Source organism: Methylobacterium sp. E-012 (genome assembly GCF_057836545.1).
On sequence record NZ_JBYQEY010000001.1, the window covers coordinates 1,856,706 to 1,879,494 of the forward strand.

At 67.1% G+C, this 22,789-nt stretch carries 24 protein-coding genes and 1 pseudogene; 17 read left to right on the top strand and 8 right to left on the bottom strand.

What is annotated here, in order from left to right:
- Nucleotides 1-107 precede the first annotated feature (107 nt).
- Nucleotides 108-2,270 (top strand): molybdopterin-containing oxidoreductase family protein, encoded by a 2,163-nt coding sequence (locus AC3IF1_RS08790; RefSeq protein ID WP_489217238.1) that lies wholly within the window; start codon nucleotides 108-110, stop codon nucleotides 2,268-2,270.
- 327 nt (nucleotides 2,271-2,597) lie between these two features.
- Here AC3IF1_RS08790 and AC3IF1_RS08795 read toward each other — a convergent pair whose 3' ends face one another.
- Nucleotides 2,598-5,477, bottom strand: a complete 2,880-nt coding sequence (locus AC3IF1_RS08795; RefSeq protein WP_489217239.1) for a phosphoenolpyruvate carboxylase — start codon at nucleotides 5,475-5,477, stop codon at nucleotides 2,598-2,600.
- 116 nt (nucleotides 5,478-5,593) lie between these two features.
- Here AC3IF1_RS08795 and AC3IF1_RS08800 point away from each other — a divergent pair, with 116 nt between their 5' ends.
- Both AC3IF1_RS08800 and AC3IF1_RS08805 read left to right on the top strand, forming a co-directional pair.
- On the top strand, nucleotides 5,594-5,923 hold the full coding sequence (locus AC3IF1_RS08800) for a hypothetical protein (protein ID WP_489217240.1): 330 nt from the start codon (nucleotides 5,594-5,596) through the stop codon (nucleotides 5,921-5,923).
- The gene (locus AC3IF1_RS08805) at nucleotides 5,920-6,540 is read left to right on the top strand and encodes a hypothetical protein (protein WP_489217241.1); all 621 of its coding nucleotides are present in this window, start codon (nucleotides 5,920-5,922) and stop codon (nucleotides 6,538-6,540) included. Before AC3IF1_RS08800 ends, AC3IF1_RS08805 begins: the two co-directional genes overlap by 4 nt.
- Before the next feature lie 94 nt (nucleotides 6,541-6,634).
- Here AC3IF1_RS08805 and AC3IF1_RS08810 read toward each other — a convergent pair whose 3' ends face one another.
- Nucleotides 6,635-7,000 (bottom strand): ComEA family DNA-binding protein, encoded by a 366-nt coding sequence (locus tag AC3IF1_RS08810; protein WP_243966942.1) that lies wholly within the window; start codon nucleotides 6,998-7,000, stop codon nucleotides 6,635-6,637.
- A gap of 262 nt (nucleotides 7,001-7,262) precedes the next feature.
- On the opposite strand from AC3IF1_RS08810, the gene rpmF reads away from it, so the two are divergent.
- Nucleotides 7,263-7,451 carry a 50S ribosomal protein L32 gene (gene rpmF / locus AC3IF1_RS08815; protein ID WP_003601373.1) on the top strand — a complete coding sequence of 63 codons (189 nt, stop codon included), beginning with the start codon at nucleotides 7,263-7,265 and terminating at the stop codon, nucleotides 7,449-7,451.
- 17 nt (nucleotides 7,452-7,468) lie between these two features.
- Here rpmF and AC3IF1_RS08820 read toward each other — a convergent pair whose 3' ends face one another.
- Nucleotides 7,469-7,660, bottom strand: coding sequence for a hypothetical protein (locus tag AC3IF1_RS08820; protein WP_489217242.1), 192 nt, complete (start codon nucleotides 7,658-7,660; stop codon nucleotides 7,469-7,471).
- Nucleotides 7,661-7,879: 219 nt separating this feature from the next.
- A complete protein-coding gene (gene phaR / locus AC3IF1_RS08825) occupies nucleotides 7,880-8,467 on the bottom strand; it encodes a polyhydroxyalkanoate synthesis repressor PhaR (protein WP_489217243.1) in 588 nt (195 codons plus the stop codon).
- A gap of 325 nt (nucleotides 8,468-8,792) precedes the next feature.
- Here phaR and AC3IF1_RS08830 point away from each other — a divergent pair, with 325 nt between their 5' ends.
- The 4 genes from AC3IF1_RS08830 (at nucleotide 8,793) to AC3IF1_RS08845 (ending at nucleotide 12,368) form a co-directional block, all read left to right on the top strand.
- A complete protein-coding gene (locus tag AC3IF1_RS08830; RefSeq protein WP_489217244.1) occupies nucleotides 8,793-9,977 on the top strand; it encodes an acetyl-CoA C-acetyltransferase in 1,185 nt (394 codons plus the stop codon).
- Between the two features lie 114 nt (nucleotides 9,978-10,091).
- Complete coding sequence (gene phbB / locus AC3IF1_RS08835; RefSeq protein WP_243966947.1) at nucleotides 10,092-10,820, top strand: acetoacetyl-CoA reductase; 729 nt, start codon at nucleotides 10,092-10,094, stop codon at nucleotides 10,818-10,820.
- A gap of 993 nt (nucleotides 10,821-11,813) precedes the next feature.
- Nucleotides 11,814-12,107: a hypothetical protein gene (locus tag AC3IF1_RS08840; RefSeq protein WP_489217245.1), complete on the top strand. Its 294-nt coding sequence runs from the start codon at nucleotides 11,814-11,816 to the stop codon at nucleotides 12,105-12,107.
- Nucleotides 12,108-12,128: 21 nt separating this feature from the next.
- Nucleotides 12,129-12,368: a hypothetical protein gene (locus AC3IF1_RS08845; protein ID WP_489217246.1), complete on the top strand. Its 240-nt coding sequence runs from the start codon at nucleotides 12,129-12,131 to the stop codon at nucleotides 12,366-12,368.
- A gap of 183 nt (nucleotides 12,369-12,551) precedes the next feature.
- Here AC3IF1_RS08845 and AC3IF1_RS08850 read toward each other — a convergent pair whose 3' ends face one another.
- Entirely contained in the window at nucleotides 12,552-13,778 is a 1,227-nt protein-coding gene (locus AC3IF1_RS08850; protein WP_489217247.1) for a glycerophosphodiester phosphodiesterase family protein, read from the bottom strand.
- A 100-nt stretch (nucleotides 13,779-13,878) separates the two neighbouring features.
- Here AC3IF1_RS08850 and yddG point away from each other — a divergent pair.
- Nucleotides 13,879-14,781: pseudogene (gene yddG, locus AC3IF1_RS08855) on the top strand (aromatic amino acid exporter YddG); the annotation flags it as partial.
- A 538-nt stretch (nucleotides 14,782-15,319) separates the two neighbouring features.
- A complete protein-coding gene (locus AC3IF1_RS08860; protein WP_243966951.1) occupies nucleotides 15,320-15,499 on the top strand; it encodes a DUF2735 domain-containing protein in 180 nt (59 codons plus the stop codon).
- 61 nt (nucleotides 15,500-15,560) lie between these two features.
- Here AC3IF1_RS08860 and AC3IF1_RS08865 read toward each other — a convergent pair whose 3' ends face one another.
- Nucleotides 15,561-16,595 carry a glutamine synthetase beta-grasp domain-containing protein gene (locus tag AC3IF1_RS08865; RefSeq protein ID WP_243966952.1) on the bottom strand — a complete coding sequence of 345 codons (1,035 nt, stop codon included), beginning with the start codon at nucleotides 16,593-16,595 and terminating at the stop codon, nucleotides 15,561-15,563.
- Nucleotides 16,596-16,929: 334 nt separating this feature from the next.
- Between AC3IF1_RS08865 and glnA the strand changes: the two genes are divergently transcribed.
- From glnA to AC3IF1_RS08895, 6 genes are all read left to right on the top strand, one after another.
- Entirely contained in the window at nucleotides 16,930-18,339 is a 1,410-nt protein-coding gene (glnA, locus tag AC3IF1_RS08870; protein ID WP_243966953.1) for a type I glutamate--ammonia ligase, read from the top strand.
- A 473-nt stretch (nucleotides 18,340-18,812) separates the two neighbouring features.
- A complete protein-coding gene (locus AC3IF1_RS08875; RefSeq protein ID WP_489220358.1) occupies nucleotides 18,813-19,151 on the top strand; it encodes an RNase A-like domain-containing protein in 339 nt (112 codons plus the stop codon).
- Nucleotides 19,114-19,428 carry a hypothetical protein gene (locus AC3IF1_RS08880; protein ID WP_489217248.1) on the top strand — a complete coding sequence of 105 codons (315 nt, stop codon included), beginning with the start codon at nucleotides 19,114-19,116 and terminating at the stop codon, nucleotides 19,426-19,428. The genes AC3IF1_RS08875 and AC3IF1_RS08880 overlap by 38 nt, the downstream gene beginning before the upstream one ends.
- Nucleotides 19,429-19,439: 11 nt before the next feature.
- Nucleotides 19,440-19,838: a hypothetical protein gene (locus tag AC3IF1_RS08885; RefSeq protein ID WP_489217249.1), complete on the top strand. Its 399-nt coding sequence runs from the start codon at nucleotides 19,440-19,442 to the stop codon at nucleotides 19,836-19,838.
- Between the two features lie 13 nt (nucleotides 19,839-19,851).
- The gene (locus tag AC3IF1_RS08890; RefSeq protein ID WP_489217250.1) at nucleotides 19,852-20,070 is read left to right on the top strand and encodes a hypothetical protein; all 219 of its coding nucleotides are present in this window, start codon (nucleotides 19,852-19,854) and stop codon (nucleotides 20,068-20,070) included.
- A gap of 158 nt (nucleotides 20,071-20,228) precedes the next feature.
- Complete coding sequence (locus AC3IF1_RS08895; protein ID WP_489217251.1) at nucleotides 20,229-20,867, top strand: VOC family protein; 639 nt, start codon at nucleotides 20,229-20,231, stop codon at nucleotides 20,865-20,867.
- 20 nt (nucleotides 20,868-20,887) lie between these two features.
- On the opposite strand, the gene AC3IF1_RS08900 is transcribed toward AC3IF1_RS08895, so the two are convergent.
- Nucleotides 20,888-21,511, bottom strand: a complete 624-nt coding sequence (locus AC3IF1_RS08900) for a ribonuclease D (protein ID WP_489217252.1) — start codon at nucleotides 21,509-21,511, stop codon at nucleotides 20,888-20,890.
- An 87-nt stretch (nucleotides 21,512-21,598) separates the two neighbouring features.
- Between AC3IF1_RS08900 and AC3IF1_RS08905 the strand changes: the two genes are divergently transcribed.
- Nucleotides 21,599-22,027, top strand: a complete 429-nt coding sequence (locus AC3IF1_RS08905; RefSeq protein WP_489220359.1) for a cupin domain-containing protein — start codon at nucleotides 21,599-21,601, stop codon at nucleotides 22,025-22,027.
- A 273-nt stretch (nucleotides 22,028-22,300) separates the two neighbouring features.
- On the opposite strand, the gene AC3IF1_RS08910 is transcribed toward AC3IF1_RS08905, so the two are convergent.
- A complete protein-coding gene (locus AC3IF1_RS08910; RefSeq protein WP_003600526.1) occupies nucleotides 22,301-22,639 on the bottom strand; it encodes a P-II family nitrogen regulator in 339 nt (112 codons plus the stop codon).
- Nucleotides 22,640-22,789: the final 150 nt, after the last annotated feature.

The following is a 22,789-nucleotide window of genomic DNA, read 5'->3' on the forward strand; positions in this document are numbered from 1 at the left end:
CTCACTCAAACGACATTTGGACTTGTTCATACTTAAGTGCATCCTGTCCAGGCACCGGGCCGGCCCCCCAGGAACAATAAGGGGAGACGCTCGGCCGTGGAGGGCACATGAACGAGATCGTCAAGCCGGACTCCCTGATCGTCGCCGAGGCCGAGAGCCTGACCGAGACCTTCTTCGGCGGTTGCCCCCATGATTGCCCGGACACGTGCTCGATGCTGTTCGAGGTTAAGGACGGGGAACTGCTCGGTGTGCGCGGTAACCCGGACCACCCGATGACCCGGGGCGGTCTGTGCGTGAAGCTGAAGGACTACGAGAAGCGCCACTACCATCCCGATCGGCTGCTCTACCCGATGAAGCGCGTCGGGCCGAAGGGGTCCAAGCAATTCGAGCGCATCACCTGGGACGAGGCGCTCGACACCATCGTCACGCGCTGGAAGGCGATCATCGACCAGTACGGGCCCGAAGCCATCGCGCCCTACAGCTACCTCGGCAACCAGGGCCTCGTGCACGGGCTGAACGGCGGCGACGCCTTCTTCAACCGCATGGGCGCGACCGTCACCGAGCGGACCTTCTGCGGCGAGGGTTCGTGCACCGCTTGGCTCCTCACCGTCGGTCCGACGGCGGGCCTCGACCCGGACAGCTACATCCATTCCAAATACATCGTGATCTGGGCCTGCAACTCGGTCAGCACGAACCTGCACCATTGGGCCATCGTCAAGGACGCCCAGAAGAAGGGTGCCAAGGTCGTGGTGATCGACACCTATGCCTCGCGCACCGCTAAGGCGGCTGACTGGCACATCGCGCCGAAGCCCGGCACGGACGGGGCGCTGGCCATGGCGCTGATCAACTCCATCATCGCCCAGGGCCTCGTCGATCAGGACTACGTCGACAACCACACGGTCGGCTTCGAGGAGCTGAAGGAGCGGGCCGGCCCCCGCACGCCGGAGTGGGCGGCCGAGATCACCGGCGTCCCGGCCGAGGACATCCGCAAGCTCGCCTACGAGATGGCCACCGCGCAGCCGGTGGGTATTCGCATGGGCGTGGCGCTGGAGCGGCACTACGGCGGCGGCCAGACCATCCGGGCGGTGACCTGCATCCCGGCCCTGACCGGCGCGTGGCGCCATGTCGGCGGCGGCGTCACGCAGTTCGGTGTCTGGGAACACCCGTACAAGTTCGACGTGATGTGCCGACCCGATCTGATCCCGGAGGGGACCCGCGTCGTCTCGAACCTGCAGATCGGCCGCGCGCTCACGGGCGAGATGCAGCTCGACCCGCCAATCATGTCGATGATGTGCTGGAACTCGAACCCGGTCACGCAGGCGCCCGAGACCGACAAGATCGTCGAGGGGCTGATGCGGGAGGACCTGTTCATGGTCTCGGCCGAGCACTTCATCTCGGACACGGCCTCCTACGCCGACATCCTGCTCCCGGCGACGATGGGGGCGGAGATGGAGGACATGATCCTGTCGTGGGGCCACCTCTATCTCACCTACAACACCAAGTGCGCGGACGCGCCCGGCGAGGCGATCCCGAACAACGAGATCTTCCGCCAGCTCGCGGCCCGGCTCGGCTTCGAGGAGGAGAACTTCAAGTGGAGCGATAGCGAGTGCCTAGAGCACTACGTCGACTGGTCCGCCCCGGCCTGCGAGGGCATCGACCTCGCCTACATGCGCGAGCACGGTTTCGCCCGGCTGAAGGTCGGCACGCCCGACGACCGGGCGCCGCACAGGGACGGTAACTTCCCGACGCCGACCGGCAAGTGCATGCTCAAGGTCGAGGGCGCCACCAACTTCGTCGCGCCGCCGTTCCGGCAGATGTACGAGGGCTTCCAGCCGGGCGAGGCGCTCGACCCGCTGCCCGACTACCTCGGTCCGCGGGAATCCCACACGAACGACCCCGAGCTGGCCAGGCGCTTCCCGCTCAACATCGTCTCGCCCAAGAGCCACTACTTCCTGAACTCCTGTTACGCCAACATGGAGGACAAGCAGAAGGGCCAGGGCGAGCAGTTCGTGATGATCAGCCAGCACGATGCCGACGCGCGCGGTATCCGGGACGGCGACCGGGTGCAGGTTGCCAACGACCGCGGCGCCTTCAAGGGCGTGGCCCGCATCACCGACGATGTGAAGGCTGGCATCGTGGTGGCGACGCTTGGCTACTGGCGTCAGCTCAACGAGGGCACGGTCAACAGCATCTCGTCGGGCGCCTTCACCGACATGGGCCACGCGCCGTCCTTCTCGGACAATCTCGTCGAGGTCGCCCGGGCGAACTGAGGGCGCCACCGATCGGCCGAGCGACAGACAGGCGCCCTACGGGGCGTTTGTTTGTTCGATAGCAGCCCTTGGGTCAGCCTGTGCTGAGACCGAAGTGGGCGAGCGCCGGGTGTTCGTCGATGTCGAGCACACCCGGGTGTCTGCTTCGCCCACCTTCACGCTCGAACGCGGACCGACAGAAAACCACCCAGAGCAGCCGCCTAGACGGGACTCATGGCGAGAGGTCTCAACCAAAGCTACGACCGCCCGCGCTACAGTGATGAGCCACTTGCACGCCCACAGGCTTCGATCGGACCGGGGCGTTAGCCTCTGGCCCGAACGACCTTTCTACCCGAACGCCCCCACCTCGTGCTGGATCATCCCCGAGATCTCGCGCACCTGATCGAACATCCGGCGGATCGGCTGGAACAGGTTGGCGTGCTCGGCCTCGTAGGTGCCGACATCCCGCGGGCCGGCCGCCTCGCCGAAATTCAGGCCCAGGGTCGGATCCGGGGTGACCGGGAAGATCGCGTCGAGCAGCGTCAGGCAGCCGTCGATGTCGAGGCGCAGGAAGCGCTCCAGGAGCTGCTCCCGGGAGACCCCCGCCTGCGGGCGGAAGCCCGGGATGTGCACCGCCAGGAACCAGATCCGGTGGATCAGGGCCAGCCGCAGGGCGTGCAGCAGGGTCAGCCGGGCCGACATGGTCGGCAGGTCGGGGGCCGCCGCGGTGAGGGCGAGCCAGTCGCAGGTCAGGCGACCGAACAGGCTGCGCAGCGCCGGGGCGAGGTCAAGGCGCTCCAGGGCACCGGCGATCACCACCAGTTCCTCCCGGCGGAAGTCCTTCTGGGTGCGCCGCGCCCGTTCCAGCCACACGGCGGGATCGAGAGTGTCGATATAGGCGCGCAGCACATCGAGATCGCCCGCGGCGGCCGCGTGCTGCACCAGGCGGAAGGCCCGGGAGAAGCGCACCGAGTCGCGGCGCATGTCGCGGAACAGGTCGGGACCGCGCTGGGCGGCCCGTCCGATCCCGTAGAGGGAGTTCGCCAGGAAACCGAGCTGGTGCAGGATCGCGTTGTTGGGGATCGCCCGCATCTGCGTCGGATGGGTGATGCGGGCCGGGCCGCCATTGTCCGACTGGCGCGCCACCGGGCGCGAGCCGGTGCGGTCGATCAGGCTGGGGCCGAAGGTGCCGAGCAACGCGGCATAGCCGGCATCGTCGACCAGGGCCTCCATGTCCTGGCGGGCCGCGGTGAAGAATTCCAGGGCGAAGTCCGGCTCCGAGTAGATCGGGTCGTCCGCCGCGTCGGCACCGTCCGCGGGGTCGTTGAGGGCATAGCCGGGGAAGCTGTCCTCCTCCGCCACATCGAGGGCGTAGACGTGCTCGGCGATCCGGGCGATGCTCGCCTCGGCCAGGGCCTCGGTGCCGTAGAGCAGGTAGCCGTCGGTGCCCTGGAAGCTCGATTCGAGCCGGACCTTGATGCCGGCCTTGCGGTTGCGGTTCCGCGCATCCTCGGGGGCCAGATAGGCGAGGCGGTCGCGCAGCGAGGTCGGGTGGGCGCCGCGGCCGATCGATTCGCCATGCGTGTCGAAGATCGCGAGCTCGATATCGGCCAGGCCGTTCTGGACCAGCATCTCGGTGATGCGCAAACGCAGCCGCTCGATCCAGAAGGTCGCCGCGAGCTGGCCGACGTAGCGGCCCGAATCCGAATAGCCGAACTGCACGGTCAGACGGCCGATGCGCTTGAGGTACTGGCGCCAATGCGGGTTGCGCAGGGCATCGTCCAGCACCCGGATGCCCTGCTCCAGGGCGCTCGCCGTCTCGAAGAGCGGGGTGATCTCCAGCTTGTCACTGATCCCGTAATGGCGCGCCAGCCAGAGGGCGGCGAGCAGGGTGTAGCCGGTCTCGGTCTCGGCGATCAGGAAGCGCACCGGGTGGGTGCCGTCCACGTGCTTGAGGATCTGGGCAATCGTCATCATCAGCCGGGCGGCCGAGGCGCGCTCGGCGGCGAGCGCGCCGAAATCCACCGCCACCGGGCGGACGTCGTTCAGGAGGGCGTGGATCGTCGCCAGATGCGAGCGGCGCCGGGCCGCGTCGGTGGGCTCGCCCTCCAGGTCGATCACCCGGCGCACGGCGTTGTGGATCTGGCTGGCGTTCAGCCGGAAATGCGGCAGGGCGTTCGACAGCCCGTGCGTGGCGACGCCCGCGCGCAGGACGGCGATGCGCCGCTTGTCGGCGCCGTCCTCGACCCCCTCCAGGGCGGCGGTGAGGCCGGCCACCAGGGGGCCGGCATCGGTCTGGGCGCGCTCCCGCTCGATGATGAGCGCCAGGGCGAAGCGATGCACCGCTTCGAGGGACGGCTTGTCGCCCAGCCGCGGCGCCACGGCGAGCTGGCGGTTCACCGCCGCCAGCGCCCCCTCGGCCAAGGTCCGGACCTCGCGGCAGGCGCCGGCCTCGGGCAGTTCGCGCATCACCCGGTCGAACTGCATGCGCTTCGAGATGAGGCGGTAGCGCAGGGTGTCCCACCAGCCGATATCGGTGCGTCCGTCCGTGTCGCAGCCGACCCAGCTGGCGATGGCGAAGGGGCGGGGCGTCAGCTCGGTCCAGCGCTCGGGCCAGCGGGCGCGGGCGGCGTCGAGCACGGCGCCGTTGAAGGCGTCCAGCGCCAGCCGGCCGTTATTGGCCGCCGCGCAGGCCTGTTCGAACTCCACGTCCAGGGTGATCGGCGCGTCCGGCCGGGTGGAGAGCGCGGCGGCGCGCGCGATCAGCCCGGCGCGGCCGGCCGCGTCCGGCAGGCTCGCGGCCTCGGCGAGCAGGGTCGCCACGGCCCGCGGCATCCCGAAGGTCGGGTGGGCCGTGAACACCACCGCGAAGGCGATGCGATGGATGAAGGCCGAAAAGGCGTCGAAGCTGTCGGCTCCGTCGGGCGCCGCCGCCACGAGGCGGGCGGGGATCGCCGCCTGGGCGTCGCCGGCGGCATCGCCGAGACCGACATAGGCGCGCAGCCGCGTCGCCCGCGCCGCGAGGGATTCCATGCGCAGCCGCGCGAACAGGCGGTCGAGATCGTCCGCGGAGATCTCGTCCCGGTCGAATCGGCGGGTGATCGCCAGGGTCACGGCCAGGACCGGGTTGCGGAACGGATCCTCCCGCGCCTGGTCGCGGGCGGCCTCGATCAGGCCGAGGAGGTGGTCCTCCAATTCCTCGGGCTCGCGGCTCGGCTCGTGCTGCATGGTTGGTCCCGGCTCCGGTCTGCCCGCATCTACCCGGCCCGGCGCTCGACGCAAGGAGCGTTCCGCGCGGGATGGGCTGGCGGCGGCCCGGTGGCCGGGCTAGAGCTTCGGGCCTCATGGAGCGCCTGTTCATCATCCTGGCGATACTGATCTTCGTCGTCGCCATCGTCGCGGTCGCCGCGATGGCGGCCCGGGGCCGGCGCGAACCCCTGCGCATGGGCTCCGAGCTGGATGCGGAGGACGAAGACCTGTTCATCGGCGCGGTCGGCCCGCGCCGGAGCCCGATCGACCGGACCGCGCAGATCCTCGATCAGCAGGTCCTCGATCAAAGGACGCGCGATCCGCACGTGCTCGATCTGGAAGCGACCGAATTGGAACCGATCAGGGCTCTGCACCGGACGGACCGGGGCGAGGCACGGCGCGACGCACCGGAGTCCGGACGATGAGGTCGCGGGCCCGCGGGGCCGCTGCCCTGCTCCTTGCCACAACGCTGCACGCGGCGGCGGGCCAGGCCGCGCCCGGGCCGGCGCCGGCCGCCGCAGCCGACCCGGCGCCGGCCTCGAACCCCGACGCGACCCCGGCAGTCGCCCCCGATCAGCCCTGCGGGGCCCGTGCGGCGCGTTTCGAGAACGGCAAGGGCTTCAGCATGGTGATCACCCGGGCCGGCCAGGTCCAGACGACCAACCCGCTCAGACCCTTGACGACGGAGGTGAACGAGGTGCTGCAGGTGGTGATCGCCGGCAAGGTCGCCACCGCCTACGGCCCGGATTTCTCCACGCTGCGGCGCGGGAGCGTTCCGTCGGCCATCGAGGCGATGCTGGGCGGCCCGATCAAGTGGCAGCCGTCCCTGCCGACGCTGCCCGAATCGATCGCCATCGTAAGTGAGGAGGGGACGCCCCTGGCGCAGCTCGCCTTCCGCACCTGCGAGGCGCCCCCGGCCGTGAAGGCGCCGCCGAAGGTGCAGGCTCGGAAGAAGGCCCCGGCGCGGCCGGCGGCACCGAAGGCCGCGGCCGAGAAGGCCCCGCCGGGCTTCTCCATGCCCCAGGGGGCGATTGCCGAATAGGGCACCGTCCCGAAGGCCCGGTGACGGCGCCCGCTATGGAGCGGATCAGGGGGAGTGTCGCGACGGATGTCGGATCCGATGCGCGGCGCCCGGCTCACTTCTGCTTGGCGATGACCCTGTCCTTGATGCCGTCGTAGACGGACTTCGGGATGATCTTCTTGGAGACCAGATCGTCCTTGCCGCGATAGGGGCGGCCCTTGACGATTGCGGCCGCGCGGGCCGCCCCGATGCCGGGCAGGGCGTCGAGTTCCTGGGTGCTGGCGGTGTTGAGGTCGATGAGCGCCGTCTTGGCGGCGTTCGGCGGCCCGGCGACCGGAGCGCTCGGGGCCGTGGGCTTTGCCGGGGCCGTCGGCGCCGTGGTGGCCGGGGTCTGGGGGGCGGGCGCCTGCGCCAGCACGGGGCCTGCCACGAGACTGGAGAGCAGCGCGAGCAGGGCGAGGGTCTTGGTGGAGGAGGCCATGGCGTTCTCCCGAAAGGCGCGGTCCGCTGCGCGGCACCGGCCTCGCAGGTCTGGGCCGTTCCGCTTGAACCCACGCTTAACGGTTGTGTCTGGTTCCCCCAGGCAGCGTCGCAGTTCCGAATTCCGGAGCGATGCCCTAGCCATGGGCGAAGGCGGGCGTTATAAGCGCGCCCTCATCCGTATCCCGCGGTGCGCGTGGCGATCCTCGATCGGGGAGCCGCCCGGGCGCCGCTTTGTCCGCGGCGTCACGAAGGATCCTGCCATGGCCGTTCCGAAGCGAAAGACCTCCCCCTCCCGCCGCGGCATGCGCCGCTCGGCCGACGCCCTCAAGGCGCCGACCTATGTGGAGGACAAGGATTCGGGCGAGCTGCGCCGTCCGCACCACATCGATCTGAAGACCGGCATGTATCGCGGCCGTCAGGTGCTCAAGGTGAAGTCCGCCGAGGCGTAAGGCCCCGTGGCGGCGCCTCAGGCGAGGCGCCGCGCCGCCTCCGCGTAGCGCGCGGCGGCCATCTGTGTCCGTTCCTGACGCGACGGCAGCAGCGTCGGGTCATCGGCGGTCAGCAACTGGGCGACGAAGCCGGCGCGGGCCCGCCCCACGGCCGTGCTCAGCGCCCGCGCGGGCTGTCCGCGTTCCCCGGGACGCCCCCCTTCGATCACGACCAGCGCACGGCCGGAAGGCCCCGCGGATTCCGCAGGGGCCTGCGCCGTCGCGCCGCGTGTGGCCCCAACGGGACCGGCCTGTGCCGGGCCGGGACGACCGCCTGTTCCGACTCGCACCATCGCGACATTCTCCGCACGTTTCCGTGCCGTTGTCGCAAGGGTGATACCGGTATTAAGGGACCGTCAACCTTCTATTCGGTCGCAGGGCGCGGGTGACTACTTCTTCGCCAGCGCTTCCAGGCGCTGCTGCATCTCCAGCATCTGACGCTTCAGATCGTCGAGTTCACCGCCGGCATAGGCGGCTGGCGCGGCTGCGGGGGTCGGCTGCGTTCCTGCGGGCGGCGCGAAGCCGGTGAACATCTTCATGGCATCGCCGAAGAAGTTCATGTTGGTGCGCACCGACTGCTCGATCGCATTCTGGAACGCGGCCGGACCGAAGCTGTGGGCGAATTTCTCGCGCAGCCCATCCTGGTCCTTGGCGAAATTGGCCATGGAGAATTCCAGGAAGCTCGGCACCATCGTGCGCATGCTGTCGCCGTAGAAGCGGATCAGCTGGCGCAGGAACGCCACCGGCAGCAAGTTCTCCGCGCCAGCCTTGTTCTCCTGCTCGAAGATGATCTGCGTGAGCACGGAACGGGTGATGTCGTCCCCCGTGCGGGCGTCGTAGACGATGAAATCCTCGCCGTTCTGGACCATCGTGGCGAGGTCCTCCAGCGTCACGTAGGTCGAGGTGCCGGTGTGGTAGAGGCGCCGGTTGGCGTACTTCTTGATGACGGTTTGCGTGGCCTTGACGGTATCCGCCATCGGGAACGGCCTTTCTGGACTCGGGACCTAGGGACGTGCGGGCGTGCGTGATGCGGCTCTGCGGGGATCGTCTTCGCGCCCGCAACACGATCCTTAAAGCCTTCCCCGGGCGCAGAAAACAGCAAACTGCATCTCTTCAACGCAGAATAATGCAGGCGTCCGGGTGTGCGGACGGCATTTCAGTCACGTCGGCGCGTCATCGGCATCTTTTGAAGGCTCGTTGTGCATCCTTGACTTCGCCGAGGCCACGCCCTTCATCCCAGGACCGGCACAGAGCGCGCCCGGAACGTGGAAGGCGCGCCGGTCGTGAGAGGAGAACGTTCACATGGCAGCCAACGAAGAGATCGTCATCGTCGGGGCCGCGCGCACGCCGGTCGGCTCGTTCGGGGGCGCCTTCGGCGCTGTGCCGGCCCACGACCTCGGCGCGACCGCGATCAAGGCGGCCCTCGAGCGCGCCAAGGTCTCGCCCGACGACGTCGACGAGGTGATCTTCGGCCAGGTGCTCACCGCCGGTGCCGGCCAGAACCCGGCCCGGCAGGCCGCCATGAAGGCCGGCATCCCCGAGAAGGCCACCGCCTGGGGCCTCAACCAGGTCTGCGGCTCCGGCCTGCGCACGGTCGCCATCGGCATGCAGCAGATCGCCAACGGCGACGCCACGATCATCGTGGCCGGCGGCCAGGAATCGATGTCGCTCTCGCCCCACGCCCAGTACCTGCGCGCCGGCCAGAAGATGGGCGACGTCAAGCTAGTCGACACCATGATCAAGGACGGGCTCTGGGACGCCTTCAACGGCTACCACATGGGCCAGACCGCCGAGAACGTCGCCCAGGCCTTCCAGCTCACCCGCGAGCAGCAGGACCAGTTCGCCACCCGCTCGCAGAACAAGGCCGAGGCCGCCCGCAAGGAAGGCCGGTTCAAGGACGAGATCGTGCCCGTCACGATCCCGGGCAAGAAGGGCGACACCGTCGTCGACACCGACGAGTACATCCGCGACGGCGCCACCGTGGAGGCGATGGCCAAGCTGAAGCCGGCCTTCTCCAAGGAGGGCACGGTCACGGCCGCCAACGCGTCGGGCCTCAACGACGGCGCCGCCGCCCTGGTGCTGATGTCGGCCTCCGAGGCCGAGCGCCGCGGCCTCACCCCGCTCGCCCGGATCAAGTCCTGGGCGACCGCCGGCGTCGACCCGAAGGTGATGGGCACCGGCCCGATCCCGGCCTCCCGCAAGGCCCTGGAGAAGGCCGGCTGGACGCCCTCCGACCTCGACCTGATCGAAGCCAACGAGGCCTTCGCGGCCCAGGCGCTGGCGGTGAACAAGGACATGGGCTGGGACGACGCGAAGGTGAACGTCAACGGCGGCGCCATCGCAATCGGCCACCCGATCGGCGCCTCCGGTGCCCGCGTCCTCGTCACCTTGCTGCACGAGATGAAGCGGCGCGACGCCAAGAAGGGCCTCGCCACACTGTGCATCGGCGGCGGCATGGGCGTCGCGATGTGCATTGAGCGGGCGTGATCGTTCTGTCACGTCAGGTGTACGCGACAACTTAGACTCAAGGCCGGGATCATAAAAATTCGCGTGCGGACGCCATCCGCACGCGGCATCACGAGATGCAAACAGGAGGAAACAATGGCTCAAGGACGCGTCGCCCTCGTCACGGGCGGCACTCGCGGCATCGGCGCGGCGATCTCGAAGCGGCTCAAGGACAAGGGCTACCGGGTCGCCGCCAATTACGGCGGCAACGACGAGGCGGCCAGCGCCTTCAAGGCCGAGACCGGCATCCCGGTGTTCAAGTTCGACGTGGGCGACCTCGCGAGCTGCGAGGCCGGCATCAAGGCGATCGAGGCCGAACTCGGACCGGTCGAGGTGCTGGTCAACAATGCCGGGATCACCCGGGACGGTGCCTTCCACAAGATGACCTTCGAGAAGTGGCAGGCGGTCATCAAGACCAACCTCGACTCGATGTTCACCTGCACCCGGCCGCTGATTGAGGGCATGCGCAGTCGCAACTTCGGCCGGATCATCATCATCTCGTCGATCAACGGTCAGAAGGGCCAGGCCGGCCAGACGAACTACTCGGCCGCGAAGGCCGGTGTGGTCGGCTTCGCCAAGGCGCTGGCCCAGGAGAGCGCGTCCAAGGGCATTACGGTCAACGTGATCGCCCCGGGCTACATCGCCACCGAGATGGTGATGGCGGTGCCGGAGGATATCCGGAACAAGATCATCTCGACCATCCCCACGGGCCGCCTCGGCGAGGCCGACGAGATCGCCCACGCGGTCGAATATCTGGCGAGCGAAGAGGCCGGGTTCGTGAACGGCTCGACGCTGACGATCAACGGTGGTCAGCACTTCGTGTAACCGCCGGCGGGTGCGCCGGCTCGGGCCGGCGCACCCGATCGAAAGGAGGCCGATTGCCGACGCCGATCCGCGCCTGTCAGGACCGGCGGCATCAGGATCGACCGCAAATCCCAGTTCAAGCTTGGGGTAGGCGACTCGTCGCATACGCTCTCACCAACTGCACCCGCGGGTGCAGCAGGCCTGATCAGATTTGCGTTGGCGGGCCACACGGTACACCACAGTCGTCCGCGGACCGGGTTGGCAGTCGCGACCTGCCCCCTCTCCCGCACGGGCGAGGGGACCCGTGCCGCGTTCGGCGACGATGGCGTCACTGTCGTGTACCGTGGGCTGGCCAACGCTTGATCCGCTTAGGTCCTTGGCTGATCGCAGGTTTTCATCGCAAAACCGGCGGCCACTTTTGCGAAACCTGCTGAGCGTGCGTGGCAGCGGTGCTAACGGGCTGCTTCACCGCAACCCATCTCTGCGAGAGAAACGCTCCAGCGGGTCGCGAACGCCACGCCGGTCGCCCAAGCTGATTGATCTTGATCCGCGTGCAAGGTCGCCTGATGCGCTGCTCTTGCTCAATCAATAAAGTATCGGACATTATGCAATAAATATTTTCCGGATCTGCATGCTTATCGATTCGCACCTGTCGCGCACCGATCCGGGGTTTGTGGCCCCACCGGTATGGTGTGCACGACGGGTGATGCGGGAAGAAATTGTTCACGTGCTCTGGGGCACGAACAAATCGGACAAGCCCGTATAGGTCTCGTTCCGTCGCGCCGCGGATGTTCGCGCCGACAGTAGAACGGGAGGGCGAACACCATGATCCAGCGAATTCACAGTCAACGCGGCGTTCAGCGTGTTCGCGAAAGTGGTGCCTTGTCTGCGCAGTTCGGCGGTAAAGCTGACGGCCGGCAGGTTCGGCGGCTTGCGAGCGCCGCGAAAGTCGTCCTTGCCGCAGCCTGCACCCTCGGCCTCGCGGCCTGCGTCACGCCCCGGGAGCGGCACGCTATGGATCAGAACCAGTGCTACACCTTCGGGTTCGAGCCCGGCACCGATGCCTTCGCGGCGTGCATGATGGGGCTCCACCAGGATCGTGCGGCCGCCGAGGCCGCCAGCAACCGGTACTGGTCGGCCCAGCTCGCCGAGCAGAACCGACGCCGCGAGGCGCAGAGCGATCTCTACAAGGTGATGAGCCTGCAGCGGAGCGGCGACACGCGCTTCCCCGTCTGCGGCGCGTCCTCCGACGGCGGCATGGATCGCCGGACCATGACTTGGTTCGGCCCCAACTGCCGCGCCCGCTGACCCGGATCGAAGGAGGTTCCCATGTCTGACGTGACGACGCGCGGCCCGGCCCACCCGAGCCGGATCATCTTCGTGACGACGGCCCTGATCGGCATCGCGGTCGGCTTCGGCACCGGCGACATCGGCTGGTTCACGCTGGCTGTCGTCGGCTCGGCCACCCTGCTCTGCACGGTCTACGGCTTGCTCCGGCGCCGGCTCGGCTGGAGGCCGCTGAACGTCGAGTACCTCGCCGATCTCATGCACGTGATCAGCCCGCACTGAAGCAGTGATCGATGCGGCCCGCGCGGATGAACCGCCGGGCCGTTCCCCAACCCCAGCCCGCCAGATCGCCCCATTCCGGAGGCAACCATGACGCTCGCCCTGATCATCGCCGGCATCCTCATCGTCAACGTCGTGATGGCCGGCCTCTTCTCCCTCGTGGCCCTGTGGGCCGACTGAGGCGGCCTACGGTGCCCCGACGCAGTTGGCGTAGAAGGTCGTCGTCGCGGGCCAGTCGGAGAACACGCCCATGACGCCGACCTGCCCGTGCAGCACGTCCAGCAGCCGCAGGATGTCGCCGTCCCCGGTCACCACCGGTTTGATCGATTGATAATAATAGCCGCCGCCGTCCTTCAGCGGTCCGGAACGCTCGAGCGACCATGCGAACAGGCCGAGCCCGGCGCGCTTCGCTGCCCGGGCGTAGGTCGAGGGCTCGATGGCGCCGTCCTGCCCAGGCCGGACCAGCATCCACAGGGGCGGGGCCAGGATCTTCACGCCCTTCTGCGCCAGCTCGGCCATGCCGGGTTGCCACGTGGCGGGGTTCTCCGGATCGAAACCCTTCGCGGTCTCGTCCCGGTTGTCGAGGAAGATCGCCTGGCGGGCGAAATCCGGCTCCTTGTCAAGCCAATACAGGATGTCCCGCAGCTGGAAGCTCTGCGGGAAGACGTCCGAGGCTGGGATACCCGCCTGCTTGTACTCGTCGATGAGCTGCTGGGCGTACTGATCCTGCGTGTAGGTGCCGTCGAACGGCATCGCCACCTGCGGCGCCTTCAGCTCGGGGGTGAACTTCCGGGCCATCCCCTTCACCAGCGCGATGTAGTCCTTATGGGACAGCAGCGTGCCGGTCCCGGCGTAGAGGTCGGTGCGCCAGCGGGGCGTCGCGTTCATGTAGGCCGCGACCGTCGTGGCATCCGGGTCGGCCGCATCCATCTTGCCGGTCAGCGACTTGAACTCGTCGAGCGTCAGATCGCTGGTGCAGCATTTGGCCGAGGCCTTGCGCCCGGACGCCGGGTCGGCCGGCTCGAATCCCTGCGTGCACTTCGCCGCGAGCTGCGGTCGGGCCAGGATGTCGGTGGTCGTGTGCAGGTCGCACTGGCTGTGCCGGCAGACGAGTTGGCGGTCCCTGGTGAAGGCCACATCGCATTCGAGGATCCCGGCGCCCATCCGGTCGGCGGCGATCAACCCCTCGCGGGTATGCTCCGGGAACATCAGGGGCGCCCCCCGGTGTGAGATCGAGAAGGTCCTGGGCGTGTAGGTCCTGTCGACCCCGCAGGCGGCCAGGCGTTCCTTGAGGGGGCCGGGTTTGAGCTGGTCGACCAGGTAGAAGGGCCGCGGTCCCAGCTGGGCGGCATCCCCGGCCAGAACCGGGCCGCTCGCCAGTATCAGCGCCAGCGCGGCTCGCATCGCACGCATCGCGTCGCTCTCCTGTGTCCGATCGCCGGTAGCGCGCGATGGTGACAGCGACGTGACCCCGATCTCGCCGACTCACGATCCCGCATGATAGCAGCGCCCGATGACAGAATCGGCAGCGATCTCCCCGGCACGGACGCCGCGTTCGGCCGCCACGCTCGCGGGCTTCGGGGCGATCCTGCTCTGGTCCCTGCTCGCCCTCCTGACCGCGGCCTCGGGCACGGTGCCGCCGTTCCAGCTCGCGGCCATGACCTTCCTGCTCGGCGGCCTGTGCGGCTGCGCCACCTGGATCGCCGATCCGGCGCGCGCCCGCGCCCTGATCCAGCCGTGGCGGGTCTGGCTCCTCGGGATCGGCGGCCTGTTCGGCTATCACGCGCTCTATTTTAGCGCCCTGCGCCTCGCGCCGCCGGCCGAGGCCGGGCTGATCAACTATCTCTGGCCGCTGCTGATCGTGCTGTTCTCCGCCCGCCTGCCGGGATCGGGGGGGCTGCGTCCGGGCCACCTCGTCGGAGCGCTCCTGGGTCTCGCCGGCGTCGCCGCGCTGTTTGCCGGACGGGGCGATCTCGGCTTCGCGGCGGGGGCTCTGCCGGGCTACGCGGCGTCCTTGGCGGCGGCCTTCGTCTGGGCCGGCTATTCAATCCTGTCGGCCCGGGTCGGACAGGTATCGACCGACGCCGTCGCGGGCTTCTGCCTCGCCACCGCGGCCCTCAGCCTCGTCTGCCATCTCGCCGTCGAGACGACGGTGTGGCCGGCCGATGCGGTGCAGTGGGGTGCGGTGCTGCTGCTCGGCCTCGGGCCCGTAGGGGCCGCCTTCTATCTGTGGGATATCGGCTGCAAGCACGGCGACGTCCGGCTGCTGGGCGTGACGGCCTACGCCGCGCCGGTCCTGTCCACGCTCATCCTGGTGCTGACCGGCTATGCCAGCACGGGGCCGGCCCTGGCGCTCGCCTGCCTGCTCATCGTGGCCGGTGCCTTGACGGCGATGCGGGCCTCCCGCGCGGCAAAACCCATCTCGCAGGCTGGCGTTGAAGGACCGGTTCGGCGGGATCGAGGGCCGGTGCCGGCCCGAGTACAGGTCCCCGATGCACCGGTTCAGCCCGGGCGGCAGGTCATCGGCCGGCGCCCGGACCAGCCGGCACCGGTGCCTCCAGACGCCCGTCGCTGAACACAGGGTCGGCGACGCAACCCAGGGCAGCGCGATCGCGGATCGGGGCGGCGCCCTAAAGCGTCGCGCTGCGCGGTCGATCACCGCGTGGCGCGAACGGAAGCCGAAGCCGAGATCATTCGATGGCAATCGCTCTATAGAGCAGACTTGATCCCAGATCCGCCTGTTCCTGCGCCCGTGGATCACCGGTTTTTCCCCCGATCACGCCAAGCATGATCGGGGGAAAAACCGCCGCTTGTCCCGATCTGCCTAAGAATTCGCGTTGCACGAATGTCCGCCACCGGCGCCTGAACCCATGGAGTGCTGCGCAGGAAGCACCACATCATCGGGAACAGGCGGCCGGACCGGTCGCTTTGATCCGATGCAGGAGGACCATGTGATGGCCGGTACCGACGGGCGCGAGACCGCCAAGCTCTATGATTTGTCAGCCTTCCGCCGCCCCAGACTGACGCCGCGGGCGATCGACACGGTCAAGCCCGCGCCCGTGCCGAGCATCGGCGGCGGCGCGTGGTACCATGAGGCGGCCATCCGCGACGACGAGCGCCCGCGCCGGCCCTGAACAGGCGAAGCCGGGCGCGAGGGCCCGGCTCCGGATCACGTTTCGTTTTGCAGCGGAAGCGTCACGCGGCTACGGCGGCCTCGGTCGGGACTGAAGAGATCGTCTTCAGCACCTGCGAGGCGATCTGGTAGGGGTCGCCCTGCGAGTTCGGACGGCGATCCTCCAGATACCCCTTGTAGCCGTTATTGGCGAAGGAGTGGGGCACCCGGATCGAAGCGCCGCGGTCGGCGATGCCGTACGAGAATTCGTGGATCGAGGCGGTCTCGTGCTTGCCGGTCAGCCGCATGTGGTTGTCCGGGCCGTAGACGGCGATGTGATCCTCGCGGGCGTTCTTGAACGCCTCCATGAGCTTCTCGAAATAGGCCTTCCCGCCGTGCTCACGCATGAACGCAGTCGAGAAGTTGCAGTGCATGCCCGAGCCGTTCCAGTCGGTGTCTCCAAGCGGCTTGCAATGGTACTCGACGTCGATGCCGTAGGACTCGCAGAGGCGCTGGAGCAGGTAGCGGGCCATCCACATCTCGTCGGCGGCCTTCTTGGAGCCCTTGCCGAAGATCTGGAATTCCCACTGGCCCTTGGCCACCTCGGCGTTGATGCCCTCGTGGTTGATCCCGGCATCGAGGCAGAGGTCGAGGTGCTCCTCGACGATCTTGCGGGCGACGTCGCCGACGTTCGAGTAGCCGACGCCGGTGTAGTACGGGCCCTGCGGCGCCGGGTAGCCGGCGGTCGGGAAGCCGAGCGGGCGGCCGTCCTTGTACAGGAAGTACTCCTGCTCGAAGCCGAACCAGGCGCCCGGATCGTCCAGGATCGTCGCGCGCTTGTTCGACTCGTGCGGGGTCGTGCCGTCCGGCATCATCACTTCGCACATCACCAGCACGCCGTTCTTGCGGGCCGGGTCGGGGAAGTGGCGCACGGGCTTGAGCATGCAGTCGGAGCTGCCGCCCTCGGCCTGCTTCGTCGACGAACCGTCGAAGCCCCACATCGGGAGCTGCTCAAGGGTCGGGAAGCTGTCGAAGTCCTTGATCTGCGTCTTGCCGCGAAGATTCGGGGTCGGCGTGTACCCGTCGAGCCATATGTACTCGAGCTTATATTTGGTCATTCCGGTTCTCTCGTCCGTTATCGATGCGCGACCTGGGCAATCCTGGGAGACGCGAACGGCTTGCCGCCTCATCGACGGCCGCTGCCGCTTTTGCATGGAGCATGCCAGAGCGCCCCGGTGCGGTGGCCAAAATCGCCCGAACGACCGGTTTTGGCGATCACGGGATCGAGAGCCGCGCCACGGGCGGTCGATCGTCCCACGCTCGGCGCGATTCCGGCCCGCTGCGGGTGGCAACCGGTGCCCGCGCCGGATATCAAGCGCCGCTTGCCGGCGCGGCCTGACCGAGAGCGGGCGCACCGCGAGCGTTCCACGCGATTCCTGGAGGATGCCCACGATGACCACAGCGGCCGAGGTGCTGAAGACGATCCGGGACAACGACGTGCGCTACGTCGATTTCCGGTTCACCGACCCGCGCGGCAAGTGGCAGCACGTCACCTTCGACGTGTCGCTCATCGACGAGGAGATCTTCGACGAAGGTACGATGTTCGACGGCTCCTCGATCGCCGGCTGGAAGGCGATCAACGAGTCCGACATGCTGCTGATGCCGGACCCGGCCACCGCCACCCTCGACCCGTTCTTCTCGGCGGCGACGCTGTCGATCGTCTGCGACGTGCTGGAACCGGCCACCGGCGAGCCCTACGGCCGCGACCCCCGCGGTACCGCCAAGCGCGCCGAGGCCTACCTGCAGCAGACCGGGATCGGCGACACGATCTATGTCGGCCCCGAGGCCGAGTTCTTCGTGTTCGACGATGTGAAGTTCGCCGCCGACCCCTACCGCACCGGCTTCGAGCTCGACTCGACCGAGCTGCCGTCGAACGGCTTCACGGACTACGAGGGCGGCAACCTCGGCCACCGGGTCCAGACCAAGGGCGGCTACTTCCCGGTGCCGCCGCAGGATTCGGCGCAGGACATGCGCGGCGAGATGCTCGCGGCCATGCAATCCATGGGCGTGAAGGTCGAGAAGCACCACCACGAGGTGGCCTCGGCCCAGCACGAGCTCGGCATGAAGTTCGACACGCTGACCCTGCTCGCCGACCACATGCAGATCTACAAGTACTGCATCCACAACGTCGCGCAGAGCTACGGCAAGTCGGCGACGTTCATGCCGAAGCCCGTCTACGGCGACAACGGCTCGGGGATGCACGTCCACCAGTCGATCTGGAAGGACGGGCAGCCGGTCTTCGCCGGCGACAAGTATGCCGGTCTCTCCCAGGAATGCCTCTGGTACATCGGCGGCATCATCCGGCACGCCAAGGCGCTCAACGCCTTCACCAACCCGTCGACCAACTCCTACAAGCGGCTGGTGCCGGGCTACGAGGCGCCGGTGCTGCTTGCCTACTCGGCGCGCAACCGCTCGGCCTCCTGCCGGATCCCGTGGACCAAGAGCCCGAAGGCCAAGCGCGTCGAGGTCCGCTTCCCCGACCCGATGGCCAACCCCTACCTGGCGTTCTCGGCGCTGCTGATGGCCGGCCTCGACGGCATCCGCAACAAGATTGATCCGGGCCCGGCCATGGACAAGGATCTCTACGAGCTGCCGCCCCGGGAGCTGAAGAAGATCCCGACCGTCTGCGGCAGCTTGCGCGAGGCGCTCACCAGCCTCGACAAGGACCGGGCCTTCCTCAAGGAGGGCGGCGTGTTCTCGGACGACCAGATCGACTCGTTCATCGAGCTGAAGATGACCGAGGTGTTGCGCTACGAGATGACACCGCACCCGATCGAGTTCGTGCAGTACTACTCGCTGTGATGTGAAAGGGGGCCGGGCGTGGAGCCCGGCCCTCGAAGGTGAGAGGTGAGGTGGAAGCGCCCGTCGCCGACTCCAAAGCCAATCTTGAACAAAACAAGAACAAGCTTGACACATAAGATTATAAGCCTACGAATGACCCGCTCGCAGGCGGGGTGATTCATGGTCACGAAAGAGATCGTCGTCACCCGGTTCCGGTAGCAGCTGGCAGCTGTCAGTGTTGAGGTAAAGCTGCTTCGACTTGGCCTCATCCTTCGCGCCTACAATCCCGGCCAACCGCGGGTCCCCGCTGGGCATCCGGACGGGGGACAATGGACGAGTGACGACGGTTCAGTTCGGTCTGAGAACGACGACACAGCGCACATATATAATGTCAGCGACAGAGATAAATACCAATGTATTGTAGTTTTAGAAGAAGAGGAAAAATTCGGGGGCATACAATTGATTCACACGTTGGAAAGACCGACGAAGAGATGATGGAACGCGTGCGGAAGAGCCAATGGGGAAACCTGTTGGCCCATGGTGGACTGCAATGCGACGGCTCGTTTGACTCCCGAGAGACAGCTAACGACCTCGTTAATCGAACGTTAGAAATCAACGCGCAGCGCGCTGATGAGGTGGAGTCTGGGGAGAAAGATCGCGCCTGCTTTACAACGCGTTTCGGATACAGGACCGGCCGCGAGGCATACATTACCAAAGATGGCGTGATGTACATGAGAAATACCTATGGCGTAGCCATATACATAGTCCGCGATCGACGGTCGTCGCGAGGTTATCATGTACAATCAGCGTTCCCTTACAATGAAGGGGATTGAAATGTCTACACACCCCGAGTTCGACGAATTAATCGAACGCTTTTTTCAAGATGTCGATCGCATTTTTAGCACGGAAGCGGAGCTTTTGCAGTTTGCCATAGAGACATTTTTGGAAGAGCGCCGCTTATCTTTGCGTGACTATCTATCTCTTATCGCCAGCGACGATTTCGACGGCAGGGAATTATTAAATCTCTGGAACGACTCGAAAGCGCAGTGGTTGTTCCATTCCGCACCTCCATTAAGATTGTTGCTGAATAAGATTCGTGATCGATTATGATTATAATGGGTATGAAAATGATCATGTTATTTTTTTCAGTTATTGTACTTACGCCGCTCAATACTGCTAAAAGCGATATTTTGAAACAAGCCTTCCGCCCTGAAATCATTATCCAATCGGCTTCACGTCCGTCGGTAAAACCGTCAGAATTTGACACCTTCACACGTCAATTCCATCAAGATCTTATGGAGTATTTTTCGACTGAAGACGCGATAATTCAATGGATTCTTTCCCCTTTCAAGGACGAGACCGAACGAGGCCGCCTGAAAGCCTATCTTGACACCCTCACCCAGGATGATGTCTCGGACGAGGAACTACGAAAGCTGTGGTGGTCGTCGGAGGCAGACATCGTGTTCTACGATGGCGCCGAACTCAGAGCCTTCCTTAAGAGAGTGCGAGACAGATTGTGACGCGAAAGCAGTCGTGATCCGACAGAACAAGCTGCGGAACCGGGCGCGGCGGGAATCGGGACGGATGCCCGCCACACCGGAATTCATCCGCTTCAGTGAGCGGTTCAATCAGAGCATCGACGATCAGGACGCGTCGTTCGAGGAAGCCACCGCCGCGATTTTTGGCTGCTTCAAGGGCGAGGATCGAGCTGCTTGCACGATTTCGAAGGCGCGGTGCTGGAGAGCGACCTGACACCGAAGGAAGGGATGAAACTCTGGGCCACCGCCTGCATCGACTTGCACTTCCGTGATCCAAAGGACCTTCGGCGCTTCCTTATCCGGTTCATCTCGACCTGCGGAAGAGCTTGTGACACGCGGACGTCTCGATCGTTCAAAGCGGCAGATGCACGGATGCTCACCCTCGACCACCTCGTCGTCGTGGCCCCCGATCTCGCGGAGGGCGTGGCCCATGTCCGGGCCTGCCTCGGCTTCGCCATGCCGGAAGGCGGGCGCCATCCCGAGATGGGCACCCGCAACCACCTGCTGCGCCTCGGCGATGCGGTGTTCCTGGAGGTGATCGCGGTCGATCCCGAGGCGCCCGCCCCACCCCGCGCCCGTTGGTTCGGCTTGAGCGACCCAGCGAAGGTGCGGGCGGACTGGGATTCAGGCCGGCGGCTGCGCGGCTTCGTCGCCCGCACGGACGATCTCGACGGTGTTCTCGCCGCCCAGGGCGACCTGCTCGGTGAGGCCGCCACCATGACCCGCGGCACCCTGTCGTGGCGCTTCGGCCTGCGCCCGGATGGGGCCTGGCCGGCGGACGGCGCCGCGCCCTGCATGATGGATTGGGGGCCGAGCGGCAGTCCCGCCCGGACGATGCCGGATCTCGGGGCCCGGCTCGATGCGCTCGTCCTGACGCATCCGGATCCGGACGCCGCGTGCCAGCTTCACACCGCGCTCGGGTTGGCCGAGCCACCGGAGGTCGTGCGGGGCGACGGCCCGCGCTGGACTGCCCGGATCACGACTCCGTCCGGCCCCCGGACGCTGACCTGACGAACCGGCGGCCCGTCACCTCAGCTATGCGCAAAGATGTCCGTCTCCGGCCAGCCGTCGAGGTCGAGCCGGGCGCGGGTCGGCAGGAAGGCGAAGCAGGCCGCCGCCAGATCGGTGCGGCCCTCCCGAACCAGCATCGTGTCGAGCCGGTCCCGGGCGGCGTGGAGGTGGAGTACGTCGGACGCCGCGTAGTCGAGCTGCGCCTGCGACAGGGTCTCGGCGCCCCAATCGGAGGATTGCTGCTGCTTGGATAGGTCGACGCCCACGAGTTCGCGGACCACGTCCTTGAGCCCGTGGCGATCCGTGTAGGTGCGGACGAGCTTCGATGCGATCTTGGTGCAGTAGACCGGCTGCGGCATCACCCCGAACGCCTTGAACAGCACCGCCACGTCGAACCGGGCGAAGTGGAAGATTTTTTGGACTTTCGGATCGCCCAGGACGCGTTTGAGCATCACCGGCTCGGGGCCGTCCTGCGGGATCTGCACCACGTCGGCGGTGCCGTCGCCGGTGGAGATCTGGACCACGCAGAGCCGGTCGCGATGGGGGTTGAGGCCGAGCGTCTCGGTATCGATGGCGACAGCCCGGCCCGCATCGTAATCGGCGGGCAGGTCTCCGCGGTGGAGGCGTACGGTCGGGCTCGGCATCTTTTTCGGGACCTTGAGGGTGGTGCGCCGGTACCATCGGCGCCAAGTGGCGGCAAGACGCCGCCGCGGCGTGCGGAGAAACGGATGATGACGGCAGCCGAGGTGATCGCGACCCTGGATCTGAAGCCCCACCCCGAGGGCGGCCATTACCGGGAGACCTTTCGCGACCCGCAGACCGTCGACGGCCGCTCGGTCGGCACCGCGATCTATTTCCTGCTCGACGTCGGCGAGGCCTCGGCCTGGCACCGGGTCGACGCCACCGAGATCTGGCACTGGCATGCCGGCGCGCCGCTGGTGATCACCGTCAGCCCGAACGGGCACGACGCGGCAGCGCAGCATCTCGGGCCGGACCTGGCGGCCGGGCAGCGTCCGCAATGCGTGGTGCCGGCCGGCCATTGGCAGACTGCCACGAGCCTCGGCGCCTGGACGCTCGTCGGCTGCACGGTGTCGCCGGGCTTCACGTTTTCGGGCTTCGAGATGGCGCCCCCCGATTGGCGGCCGACGCCGCGGGGTTGAGGCGGTGTGGACGTTCGGGTCTGCGGACGCTATGATTCAAGGCTGCCGACGCCGTCGCGGTGAGCCGAGCCAACCCCTCCCGCGGGCGGAAACACGCGCTCGCCAAGCCCCTGTCGGCGCGGCGTCATCTCGTCGTGTGCTGACTTGCCAAGCTCAGGCCGTTCCAGCGCGCCGCCGCCCGCTGCGCGACGACGACCCACAACGACACCGCCAACGTCACCGGCGCCACGATCGGCCGATAGTTCCGGCGAATGTCGACAGTCCCGAGACAGCTCAGATCGCGTCGGTCCCGGTCTCGCCGGTGCGGATGCGGATCGCCTCTTCGATGGTCGAGACGAAGATCTTGCCGTCACCGATGCGGCCGGTCTGAGCCGACTTGCGGATCGCCTCCACCGCGCCCTCGACGAGCGCATCGGACAGCACGATCTCCAGCTTCACCTTCGGCAGGAAGTCGACCACGTACTCGGCGCCCCGATAGAGCTCCGTGTGGCCCTTCTGTCGGCCGAAGCCCTTAGCCTCGATGACGGTGATGCCCTGGAGGCCGACCTCCTGGAGCGCCTCCTTCACCTCGTCGAGCTTGAAAGGCTTGATGATCGCTTCGATCTTCTTCATGCCGCTCGGGCCCGCGCTACGATGCGGCATATTTCTAACATCCCCGTGACGCGTCCGCCACGCCGATTTCTCGGTGTGCCGGGCCGGAATGCCTAATCTCTGTGCGATTACCGCACATCCTTCGGGCGTTTCGCGGATTTCTGGCGCAAG